Origin of the sequence: Paenibacillus sp. RU5M, assembly GCF_900221055.1 — a bacterium.
Taxonomy (GTDB): Bacteria; Bacillota; Bacilli; order Paenibacillales; family Paenibacillaceae; genus Paenibacillus; species Paenibacillus marchantiae.
This window is the reverse complement of the sequence record NZ_OBQM01000022.1, coordinates 24,644-45,889: the sequence shown is the minus strand read 5'-3', so window position 1 is coordinate 45,889 and position 21,246 is coordinate 24,644. Positions and strand designations below refer to the sequence as shown.

Annotated in this window: 17 protein-coding genes; 3 read left to right on the top strand and 14 right to left on the bottom strand. The window is 48.0% G+C overall.

What is annotated here, in order from left to right; genetic code table 11:
* Positions 1 to 78: 78 nt before the first annotated feature.
* Together CRO25_RS31830 and cymR are read right to left on the bottom strand one after the other, a co-directional pair.
* Positions 79 to 1,230, bottom strand: a complete 1,152-nt coding sequence (locus tag CRO25_RS31830) for a cysteine desulfurase family protein (protein WP_079697677.1) — start codon at positions 1,228 to 1,230, stop codon at positions 79 to 81.
* Positions 1,231 to 1,355: 125 nt separating this feature from the next.
* Positions 1,356 to 1,775: a cysteine metabolism transcriptional regulator CymR gene (gene cymR, locus CRO25_RS31825; protein WP_063566846.1), complete on the bottom strand. Its 420-nt coding sequence runs from the start codon at positions 1,773 to 1,775 to the stop codon at positions 1,356 to 1,358.
* 323 nt (positions 1,776 to 2,098) lie between these two features.
* Here cymR and mnmA point away from each other — a divergent pair, with 323 nt between their 5' ends.
* On the top strand, positions 2,099 to 3,223 hold the full coding sequence (mnmA, locus tag CRO25_RS31820) for a tRNA 2-thiouridine(34) synthase MnmA (protein ID WP_079697676.1): 1,125 nt from the start codon (positions 2,099 to 2,101) through the stop codon (positions 3,221 to 3,223).
* Positions 3,224 to 3,364: 141 nt separating this feature from the next.
* Here the strand turns inward: mnmA and crcB (CRO25_RS31815) are convergent, their stop codons facing one another.
* From crcB (CRO25_RS31815) to CRO25_RS31800, 4 genes are read right to left on the bottom strand one after another with little or no spacing between them, the layout of a single operon-like run.
* Entirely contained in the window at positions 3,365 to 3,724 is a 360-nt protein-coding gene (gene crcB / locus CRO25_RS31815; protein ID WP_079697675.1) for a fluoride efflux transporter CrcB, read from the bottom strand.
* On the bottom strand, positions 3,721 to 4,122 hold the full coding sequence (gene crcB, locus CRO25_RS31810; RefSeq protein ID WP_079697674.1) for a fluoride efflux transporter CrcB: 402 nt from the start codon (positions 4,120 to 4,122) through the stop codon (positions 3,721 to 3,723). Before crcB (CRO25_RS31810) ends, crcB (CRO25_RS31815) begins: the two co-directional genes overlap by 4 nt.
* A gap of 28 nt (positions 4,123 to 4,150) precedes the next feature.
* Positions 4,151 to 5,458 carry a replication-associated recombination protein A gene (locus tag CRO25_RS31805; RefSeq protein WP_079697673.1) on the bottom strand — a complete coding sequence of 436 codons (1,308 nt, stop codon included), beginning with the start codon at positions 5,456 to 5,458 and terminating at the stop codon, positions 4,151 to 4,153.
* Between the two features lie 53 nt (positions 5,459 to 5,511).
* A complete protein-coding gene (locus tag CRO25_RS31800; RefSeq protein WP_079697672.1) occupies positions 5,512 to 6,390 on the bottom strand; it encodes a LysR family transcriptional regulator in 879 nt (292 codons plus the stop codon).
* A 163-nt stretch (positions 6,391 to 6,553) separates the two neighbouring features.
* Here CRO25_RS31800 and CRO25_RS31795 point away from each other — a divergent pair, with 163 nt between their 5' ends.
* Together CRO25_RS31795 and CRO25_RS31790 are read left to right on the top strand one after the other, a co-directional pair.
* Positions 6,554 to 7,294, top strand: a complete 741-nt coding sequence (locus CRO25_RS31795; protein WP_079697682.1) for an SDR family NAD(P)-dependent oxidoreductase — start codon at positions 6,554 to 6,556, stop codon at positions 7,292 to 7,294.
* A 28-nt stretch (positions 7,295 to 7,322) separates the two neighbouring features.
* Complete coding sequence (locus tag CRO25_RS31790; RefSeq protein ID WP_079697671.1) at positions 7,323 to 8,225, top strand: DMT family transporter; 903 nt, start codon at positions 7,323 to 7,325, stop codon at positions 8,223 to 8,225.
* 127 nt (positions 8,226 to 8,352) lie between these two features.
* Here the strand turns inward: CRO25_RS31790 and CRO25_RS31785 are convergent, their stop codons facing one another.
* From CRO25_RS31785 to CRO25_RS31750, 8 genes are all read right to left on the bottom strand, one after another.
* Positions 8,353 to 10,539 carry a UvrD-helicase domain-containing protein gene (locus CRO25_RS31785; RefSeq protein WP_079697670.1) on the bottom strand — a complete coding sequence of 729 codons (2,187 nt, stop codon included), beginning with the start codon at positions 10,537 to 10,539 and terminating at the stop codon, positions 8,353 to 8,355.
* Positions 10,540 to 10,715: 176 nt separating this feature from the next.
* Entirely contained in the window at positions 10,716 to 12,509 is a 1,794-nt protein-coding gene (locus CRO25_RS31780; RefSeq protein ID WP_079697681.1) for an ABC transporter ATP-binding protein, read from the bottom strand.
* Between the two features lie 69 nt (positions 12,510 to 12,578).
* Complete coding sequence (locus CRO25_RS31775; protein WP_079697669.1) at positions 12,579 to 13,877, bottom strand: NCS2 family permease; 1,299 nt, start codon at positions 13,875 to 13,877, stop codon at positions 12,579 to 12,581.
* A 194-nt stretch (positions 13,878 to 14,071) separates the two neighbouring features.
* Positions 14,072 to 14,830, bottom strand: a complete 759-nt coding sequence (locus tag CRO25_RS31770) for a ThiF family adenylyltransferase (protein ID WP_024633055.1) — start codon at positions 14,828 to 14,830, stop codon at positions 14,072 to 14,074.
* Positions 14,831 to 14,848: 18 nt separating this feature from the next.
* On the bottom strand, positions 14,849 to 16,627 hold the full coding sequence (gene aspS, locus CRO25_RS31765; protein ID WP_063567716.1) for an aspartate--tRNA ligase: 1,779 nt from the start codon (positions 16,625 to 16,627) through the stop codon (positions 14,849 to 14,851).
* A 202-nt stretch (positions 16,628 to 16,829) separates the two neighbouring features.
* On the bottom strand, positions 16,830 to 18,083 hold the full coding sequence (gene hisS / locus CRO25_RS31760) for a histidine--tRNA ligase (protein ID WP_079697668.1): 1,254 nt from the start codon (positions 18,081 to 18,083) through the stop codon (positions 16,830 to 16,832).
* Between the two features lie 831 nt (positions 18,084 to 18,914).
* Positions 18,915 to 20,183, bottom strand: coding sequence for an SEC-C metal-binding domain-containing protein (locus tag CRO25_RS31755; RefSeq protein ID WP_079697667.1), 1,269 nt, complete (start codon positions 20,181 to 20,183; stop codon positions 18,915 to 18,917).
* A gap of 615 nt (positions 20,184 to 20,798) precedes the next feature.
* Positions 20,799 to 21,245: a hypothetical protein gene (locus CRO25_RS31750; protein ID WP_063567713.1), complete on the bottom strand. Its 447-nt coding sequence runs from the start codon at positions 21,243 to 21,245 to the stop codon at positions 20,799 to 20,801.
* Between the last annotated feature and the right edge of the window lies 1 nt (position 21,246).

Here is a 21,246-nt window from a genome sequence, read left to right as displayed (position 1 = left end):
CCGATCATCAAAACCGCTTCTATCCAACCGATGAAATGGAACTTCTTCCCTCCTTCTGTTCCATGTGCAAAGAGCCCCTTAGGCTCTATTACGCAGTCGCCCAAGAATGGTTCCAATTTTTTCGGCGGTTATCATGATTTCTTCCGTAGTATTACCCAACCCCCAGCTAAAACGAATCGCGGAATGCAAAAATGTCTCCGGCAGCTTCATCGCTTTGAGTACATGGGATACTTCGAGGGAACCGGAAGTACATGCCGAACCGCTCGCAACTGCGATGCCTTCCATATCCAGATTCATGAGCATCGTCTCTGTGGAAACTTCCGGAAAGCTGATGTTCAGGATATTGGGCAGCGTATATTCCGGATGTCCGTTGACGTGGAAATGCTCCAACCCTACATGCTGCTCCAATTGTTCCAGAAGTAATGATCGCAATGCCAGATCATGTTCACGGCGCGCCTCCGCCTGTTCTCCTGATATTTTCAACGCCTCCGCAAAACCAGCGATACCCGCTATATTCTCGGTACCCGCCCGTCGCTGCCGTTCCTGAAGGCCACCATGAGATCTCGCTTCCAGCACAATTCCGCGCCGTACATATAGTGTACCCACACCTTGAGGACCATTAATTTTATGAGCAGAGAAGCTGATCAGATCCACAGGCAGTTCCTTGCAGGAAATTTCCTGGGTGCCAAGAGCCTGAACTGCATCGGTATGGAACAAAATATCATGTTGACGGGCCAGTTCACCAATTTCGCGAATAGGCTGAATCGTACCCACTTCATTATTGGCATACATCATGGTGATCAGCACTGTATCTGGCCGGATGGCATCTTTCAGCTCTTCCAAACTTATTCTTCCGTACTCATCTACAGGCAAATAGGTCACGTCATAGCCTTGTCGCTCCAACTCCTGACAAGTATGCAGTACCGCATGATGCTCAATGGCCGTTGTAATGATGTGCCGTCCCCGTTCATTTCTCGCTGAAACTGCGCCAAATATCGCCAGATTGTCACTTTCCGTGCCGCCTCCGGTAAATACGAGTTCATCTGGGAAACAACCCAAAGACGCCGCAATGACATCCCTTGCTCCACTGACGGTCCGTTTGGCTTCACGCCCAAAGGCATGGATACTTGATGCATTGCCATATTGCCCTGTCATAACTTTCATCATCGCTTCCGCGACTTGTGGGTGCATAGGTGTCGATGCGGCGTGATCCAAATATATTCTTTTCATTGATTTCACCCCGTTATATGTTGGACTTCCATATTTTCAAATCATTAAAGAAGCTTGTTGCACGGCTAAAGCCCCCAAATATGGGGGCTTTAGTGTGTCGTCTGTGATGCTCATCATCAACTATATTAGATATAGAACATGTAGCTGTCTTTTTGCTCCTGATCCTGGAATGTAATCAGATCCTTCAGCGTTGTTGAATCCAATACTTCTGCAATGCCATCACGGATGCGCAACCACAAATCGCGCTTCGCCGGATCATCTTCCTCCGTGAAATCCACTGGAGAGATTGGACCTTCCAGTACACGAATAACATCCCCTGCCGTTACGGTAGCAGGATCGCCTGCCAGAATGTAACCGCCGTAGGCGCCACGGATACTCTTGACCAGTCCTGCATTACGCAGGGGAGCGATCAATTGCTCCAGATAATGCTCCGAGAGCTGGTTGCGCTCGGCAATACTTTTCAAAGATGTAGGGCCTTCGCCTGTTCTGGCTGCCAGCTCCATCATGATTGTGAGCCCATAACGGCCCTTTGTCGATATTTTCAAAGGAGTCACCTCTTTCAATTTTCGAAAAAACAAGTTGTGAAACATAAAATAACAGGATGTGGTCCAAGACCGTCTTTCTAGGATCCGCCACAGCGGGATATGAAAAATACAGACCTAGTCCCTCTAATCCTCCGTATTCCGATCATAACCCTCAGCTAATGTTAACATATCTGCATGCTTTATGGAAAAAAAAGATTGACGAAATTCCAAAATGTGCGCCTGTGGTGGACACTATCCAAAGTTGGCCGGGTGTATCGTAACTTGAGTCCGGTTATGCTAGAATAAGAAACGAAACACATTTATATAGAGAAATGGTGATAACGATGTCCAAAACAATTGAAAATACACGGGTCGTCGTTGGCATGTCCGGAGGTGTCGATTCTTCCGTCACCGCACTGCTGCTGAAGGAGCAGGGTTACGATGTCATCGGCATTTTCATGAAAAACTGGGATGACACGGACGAGTTCGGCCACTGTACTGCTGAAGAAGATTCAGAGGACGTACGCCGGGTTTGCGAACAGATCGGCATTCCTTACTACACTGTCAACTTCGAGAAAGAGTACTTTGATAAAGTATTTTCCTATTTCCTTGATGAATATAAGTCGGGTCGGACTCCGAATCCTGATGTCATGTGTAATCGTGAGATCAAATTCGGCGAATTCCTGAACAAAGCACTGGATCTCGGCGCTGATTATGTGGCTACAGGCCACTATGCTCGCCTCATTGAAGAAGATGGAACGTTCAAACTGCTGCGCGGTGTGGACAGTAACAAAGACCAAACTTACTTCCTCAATGCACTGAATCAGAACCAGCTGTCCAAAGCCATGTTCCCGATTGGTCATCTTCCAAAACCGGAAGTGCGCAAGATTGCAGAAGCGGCTGGCCTGTACACTGCGAAGAAAAAAGATAGCACAGGTGTCTGCTTCATCGGCGAGCGCAACTTCAAAGAGTTCCTGAGCAACTATCTTCCTGCCAAAGGTGGAGACATGGTTGATATTGCAACCGGAGAAGTGAAGGGCCGTCATGATGGTCTGATGTACTATACGCTTGGACAACGTCAAGGTCTCGGCATTGGCGGTTCCGGTAATGGTGAACCCTGGTTCGTGGCAGACAAGGATCTGGAGAAAAATCAACTGCTTGTCGTTCAAGGCGATGCACATGCAAGCCTGTATTCAACCGGTCTGACTGCAACAGGTGTAAACTGGATCGCAGGTGCAGCACACATGCCTAACGTACCATTCCGTTGTACAGCCAAATTCCGCTATCGTCAGCCGGATCAGGGTGTAACCCTGACATGGCAGGAAGATGGCAACGTGGATGTACAGTTTGACCAACAGCAAAAAGCGATCACGCCAGGTCAAGCCGTTGTGTTTTATGATGGAGATGTGTGTCTCGGCGGCGGAACGATCGATCAGGTTCAAAAAGTGCCTGTACCGGCGCTGCAATAGATTCAATAACAGAAATGAATCCTTCCCCATATGGATTTTGCACAATACCCTGTATTCCTATAACAAAAGCCATCTTTCATGTATACCATGACGGATGGCTTTTTTCCTTCTTTTTCCTGCAAAAAAAATAATTATTTTCACTTATGCAGCCAGCCACACTCCTGCAAAAGAAGCCGCAACCCCCAGCAGTACCGAACTGATGACGTATAAAACTGCTCTTAAGTAACGTTCCTGCCCCATCAGACCGAGGGTCTCATATCCAAATGTAGAGAATGTGGTATACGCTCCGCAAAATCCAGTCCCCCCTATCACCCAGACTTCGTCCGGGATTGAAGCTGACTTATGCCAGCCATAGAATAATCCAAGTAACAGAGAACCACTGATATTAATGACCCATGTCCCCCATGGGAAGGCCGTTCCGAGCGAACCGGATATCCATCGACCCAAACTGTAGCGAAGCACCGCACCCAGCATTCCTGCAAGTCCAATCCAGATGATCATGGTGCAACACCATCCTGCGTCGGTTTACTCAGCATTCGCTGTCCAACTTTAATCCCCAATGCACACAGCAATAACCCTGCAAATACACTCACAACGAGGTATATAGCAGCCTTACCCCACATTCCTCCCTCGGATAAACGGACCATATCGAGAGTAAAGGTGGAGAATGTGGTGAATGCCCCAGTAAATCCCGTACCAATTGCAAGACGAAGTTGAGGCGTTATTTTACCTGGAACAGCTATGGTGAAGAACCAACCCAAAAACAGGCTCCCGATGGCATTGATCAGCAGCACTGCCCAAGGGAAGCCCTCATTGGCTGCTGGCATCCATAACTGTATCCCATATCGGCATAATGTACCCAAAATTCCACCGATTCCAATATAGAATATTTCTTTCATCGTTCAAGCATCTCCCGGGTCATCGGTCTTACAGCTCTCTGCGCCGCTGCTGGTTTAGACGAATCTTCGATTCATTGCCTTGTTCTGTTGCTTCATAGAAAATACGGCGTGAGAGCTGTTTCGGTAAATATTCCTGCTTCACATAATGGCCCGGATAATTATGAGGGTATTGGTAACCTTCATGTCCCAGCTTCACTGCACCGGAATAATGGGTATCCCTCAGATGAAGAGGGACTTCAGCCGATTTCACCTCATCAATGGCATTCATCGCTTTCGAGATCGCAGTGTACACCGCATTGGACTTCGGACTTTCAACAGCAAACAGGATCGCTTGGGCAATGTTCAGCTTGGCTTCAGGCCAGCCATTATTGCGATAAGCATCCAGCGCCCCAATGGCCTGGGTCATCGCTTGCGGATTCGCAAGTCCAATATCTTCACTGCTCGCTGCAATCAGACGACGTATAAACGTCATCGGGTCCATGCCCAGCTTCTCTACCGCATACAAAAACCAGAACAGTGCTGCATCACTGGAACCCCGGATACTTTTATGAAATGCCGACAATACATCATATTGTGTCGATTCATCTGCCTTCACAATCGGACGACGAATAGATTCTTCAGCTACATCAAGCGTAATGTGAATCGAGCCGTCCTTCTCTGGCGGTGTAGTCAGTACAGCAAGCTCCAAGGCGTTCAGCGCACGCCGAATATCGCCATTTGCCATCGTCGCAATATGCTCCAATGCCTCCTCGTCTGCCTGCAGGTCCATGAATCCCAAACCTTTATCCACATCCGTCAGTGCCCGGCGCATCGCAATCAGGGAATGCTCTTTGTTCAAAGACTCCAGCTGAAACAGCGTGGAACGACTCATCAAGGCCCCATTCACATAATGAAAGGGATTCTCTGTCGTTGCGCCGATAAAAATGATCGTGCCCTTCTCTACTGCGGGCAGCAGGGCATCCTGACGTGAACTATTAAAGCGGTGTACTTCATCGAGGAACAAAATAGTTTTTGTTCCGTACAACTGCTTGTTCGTTTGCGCCTGCTCGATGACTTCACGTACATCTTTGATGGAAGCATCCACCGCATTCAGACGGACGAACTGTCCTTGGGTATGCTGGGAAATAATATGTGCCAATGTCGTCTTGCCACATCCCGGAGGACCATAAAGCAAGATGGACGAGATCTGATCCGCTTCAATAGCGCGCCGAAGCAATTTTCCCGGTCCAATAATATGCTCTTGCCCAATATATTCATCAAGCCGCTCTGGCCGCATGCGGTCAGCGAGCAGTCTTGCTTGAGGTTCTGAATCCTGCTGAAACGAAAATAAATCCATTGCTCATCACTTCCTTAACGGATTGCCTTTACTTGTTCCTGATAAATTTCTGATTAATCGCTATTCTCTATCATATCATACTCCCGCGGCAGCATACCCATAAATGCGCCAAGCGCACTGCTGACAAAGGCATCCTTGCGCGTAATAAAATGAGTCATCATCCGATTCATGCCTACCGGGAGTGTGTGCTTGCGCAGTGATCCATTTTCGATCTGATGCCGAATGACGATTTCAGGTAACAGTGAAATTCCCATGCCGGATGTAACCCCGCTAATAATCGCTTCAAGGGTTCCAAATTCCATAATGACCGGACGGGTTACACCGCTAACTAATAACCATTCCTCCAAAATCTGACGATACGAACACCCCATGCTGTAGACCAGAATCGGTTTAATGGTGAGTTCTTCTTCTTCCGGTCCCATACCGGAGGAGACAACGAATAGTTCTTCATCAAATACGGGAGTAGAAGCAATGTCGGGGTGGTCACATGAACAACCGATAAACGCCCCTTCCAATTCATACCCAATAACCTGATCCATAAGCACTTGAGAGTTACCTGTAGTCAAAGATAAGGAGACAGCCGGATGCTGTTTATAATATTTCGCAAAAAGCTCAGGTAAACGTACCGCTGCGGCAGTCTGCGTGGAGCCTATGCGCAGTGGTCCAGAAGGTTCATTTTTAGAGCTCAACGCTTTACCCGCCTCATCGAGCAGGCCTACAATTTTATCCGCATACGTCAGCAGCATCTCCCCTGCTGGAGATAACGTCATCCCCCGATTATGACGGATAAACAGTAGTGTCCCTACTTCGGATTCCAGATGTCGTATCCTTGCTGTGACATTGGACTGCACGTAACCGAGGCGCTCCGCAGCTCGGGTCAGATTCCCTTCTTGTGCGACACATTGAAATATCCTTAAATCCCCACTTTCCATAGTAAACCTCCCAAATAAAACGATATCTATTCTGACATCATTTAAAATGATATCTAATCCATTAACAATCATTATACAGTATAGCTGCTTCGAGCTACAATCGGGGTAATCAGAACACAGCAACTTACTACTGGCTGAGTTCACTTAAGGAGTGTTAATAATGATGAACTGGACGAACACTGTAGCTTTGATAACCGGAGGTGGTACGGGTATAGGCCGTGCTACCAGTATACTGCTCGCTAATCGTGGAGCAACCGTTGCCGTCAATTACTCCCGTTCCCAGGATGAGGCCGAAGAGACTGTACAACATATTCTGAATGCGGGAGGTCATGCTTTTGCAGTTCAGGCTAATGTGGGTTCCGATGTCGAGGTTCGTCAAATGGTAGCCTTTATCAATAATAAAGTTGGCCCTGTGACCGCACTCGTAAATAACGCCAGCATTACGCATCATATCCCAATGAAGGATCTGGAATCCGTAACGGATGACATATGGAATGAACTATATGACGTTAATGTTAAAGGCATGTTTTACTGCGCACGAGCTGTAGCGAAAGGAATGCAGCAGGCAGGTCAAGGCGCAATCGTTAACCTTGGCAGTATCGCTGGCAGCACAGGATCTGGGTCCTCCCTTCCTTACGCAGTTTCCAAAGCAGCAGTACACGGTTTGACGAAGTCTTTGGCACACTCGCTATCCCCCGATATTCGGGTTAACGCCATCATTCCGGGTGCAGTCGCAACCCGATGGTGGGCAGGAAAGGAAGAACAAATGCATCGTCTGGGTGGTGAGTTATTGCTGCAGCGAATAGCAGCAAGCGAAGATATTGCACATATGATATGCGCCGCGTTAGAGCAACCATCTATGACCGGGCAACTGATTACAGTAGATAGTGGTCAGACGTTATGAGCACTATAAGCCAAAGGGAGGAATCCTGATGAAGCCTTTAAAGTATACGTTGCTGATCCTTGTTACAACTCTCATCATGGGAACCTCGTTTCCCGTAGGCAAAATCGGTATGATGTATGCTCCTCCCTTTTTGTTAATGGGACTTCGCTATATATTGGCAGGAGCACTACTAGCGTGGATCATCAGAAAACGCCCCATGCCTGTGGGGTGGAAACAGTGGATGCAAATCGCCGTAATCGGTCTGTTCCAGTCGGCGGGAGTGATGGGCTTTGCCTACTACAGCATGAACTGGATCAGTTCGGGAGAGTCCGCCATAATCACCTTTACGAATCCGTTGCTTGTCATCATCTTGAGTGCTGCTCTATATGGTGTGTCCTATCGTTTTAGCCAGTGGACCGGTGTGGTTCTCGGATTTGTCGGAGTGGCGTTGACCTTTGGATTCCATCTAAGCTTGAGTCCAGGGACATGGATTGGGTTTGGCGGCGCTGTCTCCTTTGCTGTATCCACGTTGCTCATTAAGCGCTGGGGAGCTGCTCATGATACATTTGTACTTACCGCTTACCAAATGCTCGCTGGAGGCGCAGTATTGCTTCTACTGAGTGTGTTTACAGAGCAGCCTCATTTTATCGTAAATACGACTTCCATCATTGTCCTGGTATGGCTGACGATTTTCTGTTCCATCATTCAGTTCACCCTCTGGTTTTATTTGCTGCAAAACACAGATCCGGCCAAAACCAGTTCCTTTCTTTTTCTGGCGCCGCTGTTTGGACTGCTGTCGAGCTTCGTCTTGTTGGAAGAGCATGTCGGCTGGATTGTGGGTGCAGGTGGGGTAATGATCTGTCTGGGGATTTTCCTGGTTAACCGACGTCCCGTCAGTCATAACTTAGCTTTGGATAAACCGGGTTTGACCCAACGTACACCTGCAAGTTAACTAGCAGAAGAACACTGCGAAACTTTAGGTGAGCCACTCGAAAATAATACTCATCTGAGAACGTAGAAAGAGCATGGTGCTTTAACAGCGCCATGCTCTTTCTATATTGATGCTCAACGACAAGGTTTCACTCTGCCTCGCTGTCAGGCCAACCCTGAATGGCAACAGACTCGCCTTCCGGATTGTGGGTTGCAGCAGCATAGTCTGGCAATGGGCCGTCGTGGAATAACCACAGTTCGTGCAATGCCCGTGTACAGCCAACGTACAACAGCTTCGCATCACCCGCATTGGGCAAATAGTGTTTCTCATCGCTATCCGCTACGATAACTGCATCAAACTCCAACCCTTTCGACAAATAGACAGGTAAAACGGAATGACCGCCTGTGTACTGTTTTTTGCCGCCGTCAATCAAGTTCAGATCCCAGCCTGCCGCCTGGAGTTCATGGTGAAGCTCCTTTGCCTCACGCAGGGTACGGGTCAGAATAGAGACTGTGCGATAATCTTTGACCGTCAAGAGCTTCAGAGCCTGTTCGAGGCTTGCTGTGCGCCCTTCTACCCCATAGGACAATGTCCGTACAGGATCACCACTCCGGAATACAGGAATTGCCGTAATACCGCTTTTGACGCCCCGCTCCAGAATCGTATTGGCATAATCGATAATTTCCATTGTCGAGCGATAACTCCGGGTCAATGCAAAGTATGCATTCTGTTCCTTGGGAAACAGCGAACTCATCTCTTCCCACGCGTGAACACCACGGTACTCATGAATGCCTTGGGACAGATCCCCCAGTATGGTGAAAGAATGCCCTTTGACAAACTGATCCAATAGCGCCACATGAAAAGGAGAAAAGTCCTGCGCTTCATCAATGACGACATGATCGAATCGCTCGGAGCCTTCAATATCATGAACCAAGGTATGAATGTACACCAATGCAGGCAAATCCTCTTCACGGATGATATCCTGCTTCAGATCTGCAGCCGTTTGCTTCATCACCAATTTGGGAATAAGCCCGCTGAGCGAGGCAGGTACCGAACCGCCTTTAACAACCTTAAACAGCTGTTTGTACAGCGTAAGCGGTTCATATTGAGGCCATTTTTTGGCGTAGGCCTTCTCACGGGTTGCCGCTTTCTTCTTACGCTCTTTGCGAACAGCTTCCGGGGAAGGTTTCTTGAGTTCCATCTCAATCCAGCGGTGAATACGCGCCATAACCCGCTCTTTGCGTTTCGCCAGCGGATAATGTTTGTACTCATCCCCGAACCAGTTCTCAATCTCGGCTTTGCTGAGCACTGCACCATCCCATGGGCTGAAGTCCATATCAGGTACGGATTCCTCTTCCATCCCGGATAGCCACTCCCCAATCAGTTCCATGAAGCGGATCGAGCCTTTATAACGCCCAGGCACATCATCATTGAGTTCAGGACGTGCATCCGGCGTTTCAAACCAAGTGTTCAAAGTCTCCGACGTGTCTGCCAAAGGCAGGTCTAACCCCAGCAGGTTCATCGCCCAATCCGGGAATGTACGCTGTTGGATGTCCCCTACACCGAGCTCCGGGAGTACATCGGATATGTAATCCAGGAACATGTGGTTGGGTGCGAAAATAACCATTTTCTCCGCTGATACCTGTTCCTTGTATTGATATAGCAAAAAGGCAAGCCGATGCAGTGCGACAGTTGTTTTACCCGAACCGGCCACACCCTGAATGATCAATGCGGTGTTTCTCGCCGCACGAATGATCTGATCCTGCTCGGCCTGAATGGTGGATACGATATCACGGAGCTTGTTGTCCTTGTTCTCTCCCAATCGATACACAAGGAATTCATCCGATACAGCTGGCTGGTCACTGTCCCGATTGTACGTATCCGCTACACGTTCCAATATACGCTGCCGAATAACAACGTTTCGTTTCAGATAAACCAGGCCCTCAATAAGTCCCTCTGGGGCTTCATACGTTGCAGAGGCTTCCCCTCCGGTAAATGAGTAAAACAGGCTTGCGACAGGAGCACGCCAATCGATGACGAGCGGATGCTCTCCCACCTCTTCGCGGTCTACGCCGATTTTGCCAATATACAGCGGTTTCCGTGCACCACTGCCCTGTTCTTCGAAATCCAAGCGTCCGAAATAGGGTTGCTGCGCGCTCTTGGACAAGGCGGTGCGGCGCTCTTCACGTCCGGCCTCCAGCACTTGCTCTGTGAAGTCGTGGCCGGTGTATACCGGGATATTCTGCAGCCGTTCCAGCTGACTGTCCACTTCCTTCATCGTTCGCTCTAACCTGTACTCTTCTTCTTGATAGGCACTTTGAAAGCTGTCTGACATGTTTCAGTTACCTCCTAAGAATATGTTTTGCTCTGCATAGTCAATCGCTGACGACACAAAAGGATACCCACTATATCATATTGATGTATAAAAAGCTACAGTAGCCTGGATAGCAAAATGAAGAAACCGCTGTTCCTGTTCGCAAAGAACAGATGAACAACGGTCATCCTTTAACATCATACCGGCTCAGAATCCGGCTTCCCATCCTGTGCCACAAACTGTTTCTGTGCCAGTTCACGGTATACCGGATGGTTGCTAATTAGCTCCGCATGTGTACCGGTTCCCGTCACATGTCCCTGTTCCAGAACAACAATCTGATCAGAATCGACAACGGTGGACAATCGATGTGCAATAACAACTGTCGTTCGTCCTTCCATCAGATTGGACAAGGCTTGCTGTACCTCATGTTCCGAGGTGCTGTCCAGACTGGACGTCGCTTCATCCAGCATCAGAATATCCGGGCTGCGCAGCAGTGCACGAGCAATAGCGATCCGTTGACGTTGACCACCGGAGAGCTTGATTCCGCGTTCTCCCACTTCTGTATCGTAGCCCTGAGGCAGTTTATCAATAAAAGCGGAGGAATAAGCCATTTCTGCCGCCTGTCTAATTTCGTCCATACTCGCCTCACGGCCCAGCCCGTATGTCATGTTTTCCTTAATTGTGCCTGCCATCAGAGGGCTCTCCTGTGATACATATCCAATCTTGCTTCGCCAGGAGGCTAATGAATAATCCGTTATAGCTTGTCCACCATACGATATACTGCCCGACCCCGGAAGATAGAACTGTTCCAACAGGGAGAACAGCGTTGATTTCCCACTGCCGCTTGGCCCAACAATGGCCGTCACTTTACGGGCCGGAACGGTCAGATTAATTCCATGCAGTACCTCTTCCCCTGTTACATAAGAGAAGTGCAGGTTGTTAAATGTAATTGTCTCATTGCCCTTAGGAGCTATTGCTGTGCTATGACGAGGTTCTTCTTCATGTGCCAGAATGGCCTGAATGCGTTCTGTCGCACCGACAACCTTTTGCAGACGTGAGTACAGTGTCGTAAATTGCCCCATCGGCATAATCACTTGGAACAACAACAGAATGAAGGCGACCAGTTCACCCGGAGACAGCAAGCCAGAAGCTACCCGCATGCCGCCAACACCCAGAATAACAACTAGTACAGCCGTCATGACAAACGTAAAGAGTGGACCAATCAACGCCAAAATCCGCGCTTCCTGGAGTCCAAAAGCAAACATCTTCCCAATACGGGAATCGCCTGCTTCCGCCTCCTGTTTCTCCGTACCATAAGCTTTCACCAAACGAATCTCGCCAATGACTTGGCTGAGCACCGAAGTAAGACCTGCCATTTCGTCCTGCTGCTTTTTGGAGATTTTGTACATTTTACGACCAACAGGCAGCAGGATGAGCAGCGTTAGCGGCACCAGACTCAGAATAATGAGTGACATGACCCAATCCAGATAGAAAAGCAACGCTACCCCGCCCACAACCGCAACGATATTGGATACAAAAGAAACGAGATAATCCGCAATTAGCGTCATAATCTGACTTGTATCATTCGTGATTCGACTCATCGTATCACCCGTACGATTCCGGTCGAAATATGGCATTGGCAAGGATAACACCTTGTTCCACAGCTTCGTTCGCAATGTCGCAACCACTCGTTGACCTGCATAGTTCAACATATAGATGCTGATGCCTGAAGCGATGGCCTGAATAACAAATGCCCCCAGCAGCAGGAAAATAACGGACTTGTTCAGCGCAGACATCGTGAGCCCATCAATCAGGCCTTTGGTCATCAGCGGAACAATCAGTCCGGCTGTCGTCTGAATAAGTGTCAGGATCAACGCTATGATCAGAATAAGCTTCGGTGGATTTGTGGCAGCAATCAGCTTCACAAAATCCTTGAATCCCTTTTTTCCTATTTTCGATTCAGCTTGACCTGCCTGTTGTTGCTCTTCCATTTCCGTTCCCCCGTTCTCTCCTTGTTCACCAGAGATCATACGTACGAACCACATTACGTTTCCTGTCTTTTACAATATCCCATGCAGCACGAAATTGGCCAAAAACAGGATGGCAATGCCATACATGACTTTAGGCACCTGTTTGCCCTGACCCGCCGCCAGCTTCGCCACCGGATACGCAATGAATCCAAATGCCATACCGTCCACGATGCTATACGTAAATGGAATCATGACCATGATCAGAAAAGCCGGAAAAGCTTCCGTGAAATCACTGAAATCCATATCCTTCACACTTTGTACCATCAAGCCGCCAATAATGATCAAAATCGGTGCAATAGCACTGTCCGGAATATAACCCAACAGCGGAATAAAGAAGAACGTTGCACCAAACAGCACTGCGGTAACCAGTGGAGTCAAGCCCGTCCGCCCACCTGCTGCTATGCCCGCTGTTGTCTCCGCCGCAGCTACAGTAGGACTACTGCCAAAAATTCCAGCAAAAATATTGGAGATCGACAGCGCTCGCAAACTGCCCTTAAACCTTTGGGGGCGACCAATAAGATGGGTTTGGGCTGTGATCAGGCCGATGTTCTCAAATACAACAATCAGCAACAACAGAAATACTGCAATCCAGAACGATAGATCCAACAGATTTGCAAAGGAAAGCTGGGCAAACAAACCACCATATTGATGCAGTGCTTCTGTGGCAGACACAGGATCACCTGGTTTTACAGCGCCAAGCACATAAGCTAGTCCAGTTCCCGCCAAAATACTGATCAGAAGCCCGCCTTGTACATTGCGTATAAATAAAATCAAGGCGATCACAAGAGTAACACAGGCAGTGATCACTCCAGGATCATTAAAATGTCCGATCGCCACAAATGTGGTCTGGTGTGCGATGACGATTCCGCTTTTTTGCAAACCAATAAACGTCAGGAACAGGCCAATCCCCACCGTAATGCCATGCTGCAGGTTTTTCGGAATGGCATTACTAATTATTTTATATAACGATGTAAAGGCTACGACCGCAAACAGCACACCGGTGACAGATACAACCGCCAAGGCTTCCTGCCAGCTCAATTTCATCGAATGTACGAGTGTGTAGGTGAAAAATGCATTGATACCCATGCCAGGTACAACGATAATCGGCGACTTACCGCCAAATGCCATCAGCAAACAACCTGCGATGGACGTCAGCAGTGTACCCACCATTGCCGCCTGTAGCGGCATTCCGGCATCGGCCAGAATTGTTGCATTGACCATTACGATATACACCACGGCAAAATAGGAAATGGCCCCCGCCACAATTTCCTTCTTCCACTGGTCCCCCGGCTCCAGGCCAAGTCGTCTGGTCATCCATCCTTGTTTCATTCGTTCCGTTCCCCTCTCTCTATGTAAGCCGAACAAATGTAGTTATCAGTTACCATCATTTCGCACAGCACCACATATCATACACGCTTTTGGGATTGAAGTACATCACGTAACCCTGACATTTGTTAAGGTTTGCGCATGCAAAAAAAAGCGCAGGTACCTTGTCGGCACCTACGCTTTTCATTCACAACAGATTACTGCTGCTTATTCTCTGCAATTTCGATCAGTTCCTTGACGGCCACGCTGACCATGATCAGTCCGGCTACCGGAGGAACAAAGGCGTTACTCGCTGGTGGCTGTTTGGCCTTGCGAATTTCCGGCGCATTCTCAGGAACGATTTTCTGTGTTACATCTTCGCGTGGTTTGAGCGGCTTTTCGGTTGAAAAGACCACTTTCACACCTTTTTTAATACCGTCTTTGCGAAGTGTCGTACGGACAACACGAGCAATAGGGTCCATGGTCGTTTTCGAAATGTCCGCAACCTGGAATTTCGTCGGGTCCATTTTGTTTGCCGCACCCATGCTGGAAATGACCGGAATCTTCCGTTTGAGGCATTCTTTGATCAGGTGGATTTTGTAAATGATCGTGTCCGACGCATCCAACACATAATCCAGCTCATATTTGAACAATTCCTCATACGTTTCTTCCGTGTAAAACATATTCAGTGCAATCGCGTCGCACTCCGGATTGATGAGCTTCACGCGCTCCACCATCAGATCTGCTTTTTTCTGACCAACGGTCGTGGTCAAAGCATGAATCTGACGATTGATGTTGGTGATATCCACTACGTCTTTATCAATCAGAATGATACGGCCAACACCACTGCGGGCAAGAGCTTCCACTGCAATACCGCCCACGCCGCCGATGCCGAGCACAGCTACTGTACTATTTTTCAGGGCGTTCAGACCTTCAGGTCCGATAGCCAGTTCTGTTCTTGAAAATTGATGGAGCATTGAGAATCGATGCCTCCTTTATTTCTTTTCCGCCACCGGTTTACGGGCTACGCGGATGTGAAGTTGTTCCAATTGGGAGTTATCCACTTCAGAAGGTGCATTCATGAGCAGATCCGTTGCACTTGCCGTTTTCGGGAAGGCAATCGTTTCACGCAGATTCGTGCGACCTGCCAGCAGCATCACCAGACGGTCGAGACCAAAAGCGATTCCGCCGTGTGGTGGCGTTCCATATTCAAATGCTTCGAGCAGATATCCGAATTTCTCGTTGGCCACTTCCGGAGAAAGTCCCAGAGCAGCGAACATTTTTTCTTGAACATCACGTTTGTAGATACGCATCGAACCGCCGCCCACTTCATAACCATTCAGAACGAGGTCATAGGCTTGAGCGCGAATAGCACCCGGATCTGTATCAAAAAGATGTACATCTTCGTCTTTAGGACGTGTGAATGGATGGTGTTCTGCTACATAACGTTTGGCATCTTCATCGTACCCGAGCAATGGGAAGTCCACAACCCATGCAAATTTGAATTTGCTGTCATCGATCAGGCCCAGTTGACGACCAATTTTCAGACGAAGTGCGCCCAGAACGTCAGCAACCACTTTTTTGGTGTCAGCAGAGAAGAGCAACAAGTCGCCTTCTTCAGCGCCAGTACGTTCTTTGACTGCTTCGATCTCTTCTGGCGTAAAGAACTTCACGATTGGTCCTTTGAACTCGCCATCTTTGACTTGAATCCATGCCAATCCTTTTGCACCGTAACGTGCTGCGAATGGTCCGAGGTCATCGATTTCTTTACGACTCCATGTACCACAGCCTTTGGCGTTCAGAACTTTCACTTCTCCACCTTTTTCGATGACAGAAGCAAATACTTTCACACCACTGTTTGCTACGATATCGTTCATTTCAACCAATTCCATGCCGAAACGCAGATCCGGTTTGTCTGAACCGTATTTACCCATTGCATCTGCATACGTAATCCGTTGGAAAGGCAGTTCCAGCTCAATACCTTTCGTTTCACGCAGCAATTTGGCCATCAGCTCTTCCATCATTGGCAGCAGGTCATCCTGTTGCAGGAAGGAAGTCTCGATGTCGACTTGGGTGAATTCCGGTTGACGGTCCGCACGCAAATCTTCATCACGGAAACAACGAGCGATCTGATAGTAACGCTCAAGTCCGCCGACCATCAGCAATTGTTTGTAAATTTGCGGGGATTGCGGCAGGGCGAAGAATTCACCTTCATGCACACGGCTTGGTACGAGATAATCACGCGCACCTTCCGGGGAGCTCTTGGTCAGGATTGGTGTTTCTACTTCAACGAACTCTTCTCCATCCAGATAATCACGGAACACTTTGGATGCTTTGGAACGCAATTTCAATGTTTCAAACATTTCCGGACGACGCAAGTCCAGGTAACGATATTTCAAACGAAGCGACTCGTCGACTTCCACACCATCTTCGATGAAGAATGGAGGTGTTTTTGCCGCGTTCAGTACTTCAATCTCGGTAATTTGCACTTCGATTTCACCTGTAGGCAGGTTTTTGTTTACGGTCTCTTCGTCACGTTTAACCACTTTACCCGTTACTGCGATAACGTACTCGCTCCGCACTCTATCAGCGATTTGCAATGCTTCGCCAGAATAAGCCGGGTTGAAAACAACTTGTACAATTCCGCTGCGGTCACGCAGATCGATAAACAGTACGCCCCCCAGGTCACGGCGGGTCTGTACCCAGCCGTTCAATGTTACGGTCTCACCGATGTGTGCGGGTGTTAATGCGCCGCAATGATGACTTCTTTTCATAACCAAACTCCTCTTATGTGAATTTCCGTTCTGTATGGGCGGGCAGAGCCCGCTTTTCAACAGTGCGGTTGTGTGAAGACGATTTTATTCAAATGGCATGTTATTACCTCTGGCTCTCCAACTTCCGATTAATCGGAAACATTGGTGAACCTCCGTAATTTCGCCGGATCAATTGTTGCTTTTTACAGTTTCAAACTCGTGCTTATTTACTTCCGCGTATAGCGGCTACCAGATCATCCAGCTTCACTGTTTGTTGTTCACCTGTATCCATGGACTTCAGGGCAATTTCCCCGCGCTCCAGCTCATCATCACCCAGAATGGCAGTATAACGGGCTTTGAATCGGTCGGCTGATTTCATCTGGGCTTTCATCTTGCGACCGAGATAGTCGCGTTCGCCGGACAGACCCGATTGACGAAGCTTAAACAGCTGACGATTGACTTCACGATCGGCAGCTTCACCGAGAGCAACAAAATATACATCCAGTGGAGCAAGGGAACTAACATCAATGTTCTGGTGTTCCAGAATCAGTTGAATACGCTCCAGACCAATACCGAAACCAATACCAGGCTGATCCGGTCCACCGATATCTCCAACGAGGCCGTTGTATCTGCCACCACCGCCGACTGTATCAATTGCGCCAATGCCTTGAGCTTTCAGTTCAAAAGCAGTCAATGTGTAGTAATCCAAGCCACGTACCAGACGATTGTTCACCGCATAATCTACGCCGAAATCATCCAGATACTCTTTCAGCTTGGCAAAGTGGTTCAATGATTCTTCATCCAGGCTATCCAGTATGGACGGTGCCCCTACGAATTTGTCCTGATCAACTTTGCAGTCGAGCACACGCAATGGATTACGTTCCATCCGGGATTGGCAGTCCTTGCACAGGCTATCCTTCATCGGTCTGAGGAATCCAAGCAATTTTTCGCGGTATTCTGCACGGCTAGTTGGGTTACCCACCGAGTTGATCTCCACTTTGACATCTTTCAATCCCAGTTCTACACACAGTTGATACCCAAGCGCAATGACTTCAGCATCGATTGCTGGATCAAGGGCACCGATGGCTTCTACACCGAACTGGTGGAACTGACGCTGGCGACCTGCTTGCGGACGTTCATAACGGAACATCGGACCGATGTAATAGAGCTTGCTCACATCCGGTTCGCCATAAATTTTATTTTCCACATAAGCGCGGACAACACCCGCTGTACCCTCCGGACGAAGGGTCATGCTGCGGTCCCCTTTATCATTGAAGGTGTACATTTCTTTTTCAACAATATCGGTTGTTTCCCCAACGCCACGTACAAATAAAGAAGTCTGTTCGAAGATCGGTGTGCGAATCTCGCGGTAATTAAAACGGCGACACAGATCACGCGCTTTTTCCTCTACGAACTGCCACTTTTCCACAACACCAGGCAGCAAGTCTTGCGTTCCAGTCGGTTTTTGAAAAGCCATCTTTCATCCCTCCAGCATCTATTTTTCTCTGTATAATAAGTTGTTCCAGGGCTGTTACACCTGCCCACTCCGATTGCAGTACCATCTTCCGATCGCTGTTATCCCCAGATTTTTTAATTCAATTTTCAATGGGGAAATCCGGGGATAGCATATGCTTCCGAAGCAGCTTTCTTGCAGAAAGCTTTTAGCCGAACGCTTCGCTTCTACAGATTGGTTCTGCAATCTCCGTTATGGTATAAATGTTAGGATCAACTTATATAACAAAAAAATCCCTCGCCCTGTCACTGTATACACAGCAAACAAAGGGACGAGGGATTGTGTTTACACATTCACCCGTGGTACCACCCACATTCCGGAATCCCTGACACTTTCGCCGTTCAGGTGATCATGTAATGATCTAAGGTTGCTCCAGGCAATCCGATCAAACAGATCATTCCGCTCTACGTATAACGCACGCCCTGCGCAGGCCAGCTAATAGCCATCAGATGTAAATCTAATGTGTTCGCTGTCTGTTCTCGGGGAAGTCATTCGTCCGCTCATCAAGAGAATCCTTACAGCCAAGGGATTCTTCTCTGTTCATGTGGGCACGGAGTACTTGGTCCCGTCATCAAATCATCAAGTTATATCGTTTAAAGTTATTATATAACGTTTAAAGTTAATTTATTTTCTGATTGTAATGAACCGCAGTGCTAAAGTCAAGGGCTAACACAAAAAGATAGCACTAGAAAAAAATATTCACACGTCATACGGAATGCGGAGTACACAGAAATCAAGGCTAATAGAAGCTGGACTCATCAAATGAATTCCAACTTCTATTGCCTTCTTATATCTCTATTGTTTCAGCATCCACTTCAGCAGATCCGGCACATTCGCCCATAGACGGGAGTGCATAATGACATATTCAATCGCTTCGTCGGAATTGCCCATTCCGACAAAATCAGGGAGGTTATACGGCAGCTGCTTCAAACCCAGCAGGTAATCAGGCACATGGTTGTTCACACCCCGGGCCACACGGTACAGCATTTTGAGCTGGGAGGTGATTCCGTTCTTCTTATACTCCAGAATGATCTGGTCATAGGCAAAGGCGGCTGCAGCGTCACCTTTCCCATACTTCTCCATCAGTTGCTCTGCCTGCTCCAATTGGTTGCTGTACAAATACACAGCAGCGAGCAGGTAACGTGCTCCGGTATTGTCTTCCGTATTAAGCTCCAAAATATGCTCCAGGATTTGTGCCGCTTCGTTGGTATCTCCACCAAACCAGCAGGATTCGGCGTAGCTTTTGCATATCCGGATATATGGACGAGTCTCATGAAGCGCCCAGAAGTCCCCCTTGTTCTTCTCAAAAAACAGTTCGCCCAATTCGCGTTCGCCAGCAGCGATTCCGGCCTTGAGGTAAGCTCGTGCATCAGACTCATTGTCCGATTCCTCAGCCAGAATACGATATGCATCAGAGCTGTCAGAATACATCTCTAGGGCCGTTTTCGCCAGCTGTATTCTGCGTTTGGAAGAACTGACTTCAATCGCCTTATGTAGCAGAGCCTGCGCTTTGTCCTTCGATGTACCTGGGCTGTTCAGAATCATCAGCTCGTCCGTTTCGCCACCCATGCCGTATTCTTCGATGTATTCGAACATCTCCTTAACCTTTCGGGAGATCGTTGATGTCGTTACCTCATATTTATCTGACAGCTCAGCCTTCGAAACATTGAAGCCGTATTCCTCAGACAGCAAGTACTCGATTGCAGCAAAGAACGAGCCTGTCTTCTTCACAGTAGGGCGGGTCTGACGGGAATAGCCATTCCATAGCACCAGAGCTTCCAATATCAGCTCCCGCTCGTAATGGTTCCTCATGTTCTCAATAAGCTGCAGGGCCAGCTGTTCGTGAGCCGGATGCTCCCATTTCAGTTCGCGCTCCACCATCTTTTTCAGTTTGGTCAAGGTCAGTTTGCTCTCAGGCTGAATCGAGGCTTCCTGGACATGCTGCTCCGTTGATATCAGCCCCAGTATGGATTCTACCGCAGAAGGCTCCTTGCCCAAACAGCATTTCTTATATTTTTTCCCGCTTCCGCACGGGCATAAATCATTTCTTCCAACCTTACTCAAAACTAATTCCCCCTTAAATCTGTCACTAGCCATTCGCATGAGAACACTGTTGCTTTAGCATTATAGGTGTCATTTCTCAAACGAGGCATTCTATATAACTTACAATTTCTAGCATCAAGCAGAAACGGTTGTCGCCCTTATATAAACGCGGGGCCGTTTCAGCGAGTATATGTTCATCTAGAATATAACGATCACTCTGGCGATGAATTCCTCATACTCTCGATCATAGGATTGGATTTGCCTGAGCCCAATCGCTGGAAGCTTGATTTACCGTCCAATGTAGCCCAACTATGAAAACAATGCGCTCTAAAATACATTAACCCATTTCTCTATTCTAGCAAAAAATTTAAATAAGGGGTAAGCTTCACCCAAAACATACAAATTCTCATCTCAAAAAAAAAACCTGCACACGGTGTGCAGGCTCAAAGGATATATAAAAAAAGGGGGTCATGTGTGTTATTATAAACGGGCTATGTTAAAGGCTTATGTAACTAATATTACAGTAATATTACAAAAATGATAGCGCTTTATAATTTGTTGTTTTCTCCATTATAAAAGCCCCTGCAGATGGCCCTGACATGGAAGTCAGACCCTGCAAGGGCTTCATACTACATATTAATTCAATTCTTCCACATAAGCTTGGTTGGAACGAAGTTTATGAACGATTTCCTCATAATCCTCATCCCTTACTTTGGCAGACAAAACATAATGCAGATCGTCATAGTCAGCCGAGGACACATCCGCAGCATCCAACAGATTGCCATCCCCATTAACATTATCTCGGGTACCTCGCTCGGTATCACGATCCACATTGCTGACGACCGGGATTACATTTTCGCTGGCGGGAACCCCAGGTGCTGCACCCACTCCCATGGCTCCATTGGTTCCTACGCCACCCGCTGTGTTATAAGGCACCAGAGGTACCATAATCCGTTTGTCTCTGCCAACCGCGCTATCCAGTTGCCCTACCTCCAAATGCTCTGTACGGAACGTCTGAAGTGAGGTTCTTGCCCCCTCTGCCTCGTCCTCGGTCCGAAAATACGCCTGAATATGTTTTGTCATG

What these genes read in the sequence shown, in the direction of transcription:
- CRO25_RS31830 (WP_079697677.1), bottom strand. Translation starts at nt 1,230, where the DNA reads ATGAAAAGAATATATTTGGATCACGCCGCATCGACACCTATGCACCCA.
- mnmA (WP_079697676.1), top strand. Translation starts at nt 2,099, where the DNA reads ATGTCCAAAACAATTGAAAATACACGGGTCGTCGTTGGCATGTCCGGA.
- crcB (WP_079697675.1), bottom strand. Translation starts at nt 3,724, where the DNA reads ATGATCATCTGGATTGGACTTGCAGGAATGCTGGGTGCGGTGCTTCGC.
- crcB (WP_079697674.1), bottom strand. Translation starts at nt 4,122, where the DNA reads ATGAAAGAAATATTCTATATTGGAATCGGTGGAATTTTGGGTACATTA.
- CRO25_RS31805 (WP_079697673.1), bottom strand. Translation starts at nt 5,458, where the DNA reads ATGGATTTATTTTCGTTTCAGCAGGATTCAGAACCTCAAGCAAGACTG.
- CRO25_RS31800 (WP_079697672.1), bottom strand. Translation starts at nt 6,390, where the DNA reads ATGGAAAGTGGGGATTTAAGGATATTTCAATGTGTCGCACAAGAAGGG.
- CRO25_RS31795 (WP_079697682.1), top strand. Translation starts at nt 6,554, where the DNA reads ATGAACTGGACGAACACTGTAGCTTTGATAACCGGAGGTGGTACGGGT.
- CRO25_RS31790 (WP_079697671.1), top strand. Translation starts at nt 7,323, where the DNA reads ATGAAGCCTTTAAAGTATACGTTGCTGATCCTTGTTACAACTCTCATC.
- CRO25_RS31785 (WP_079697670.1), bottom strand. Translation starts at nt 10,539, where the DNA reads ATGTCAGACAGCTTTCAAAGTGCCTATCAAGAAGAAGAGTACAGGTTA.
- CRO25_RS31780 (WP_079697681.1), bottom strand. Translation starts at nt 12,509, where the DNA reads ATGGAAGAGCAACAACAGGCAGGTCAAGCTGAATCGAAAATAGGAAAA.
- CRO25_RS31775 (WP_079697669.1), bottom strand. Translation starts at nt 13,877, where the DNA reads ATGAAACAAGGATGGATGACCAGACGACTTGGCCTGGAGCCGGGGGAC.
- CRO25_RS31770 (WP_024633055.1), bottom strand. Translation starts at nt 14,830, where the DNA reads ATGCTCCATCAATTTTCAAGAACAGAACTGGCTATCGGACCTGAAGGT.
- aspS (WP_063567716.1), bottom strand. Translation starts at nt 16,627, where the DNA reads ATGAAAAGAAGTCATCATTGCGGCGCATTAACACCCGCACACATCGGT.
- hisS (WP_079697668.1), bottom strand. Translation starts at nt 18,083, where the DNA reads ATGGCTTTTCAAAAACCGACTGGAACGCAAGACTTGCTGCCTGGTGTT.
- CRO25_RS31750 (WP_063567713.1), bottom strand. Translation starts at nt 21,245, where the DNA reads ATGACAAAACATATTCAGGCGTATTTTCGGACCGAGGACGAGGCAGAG.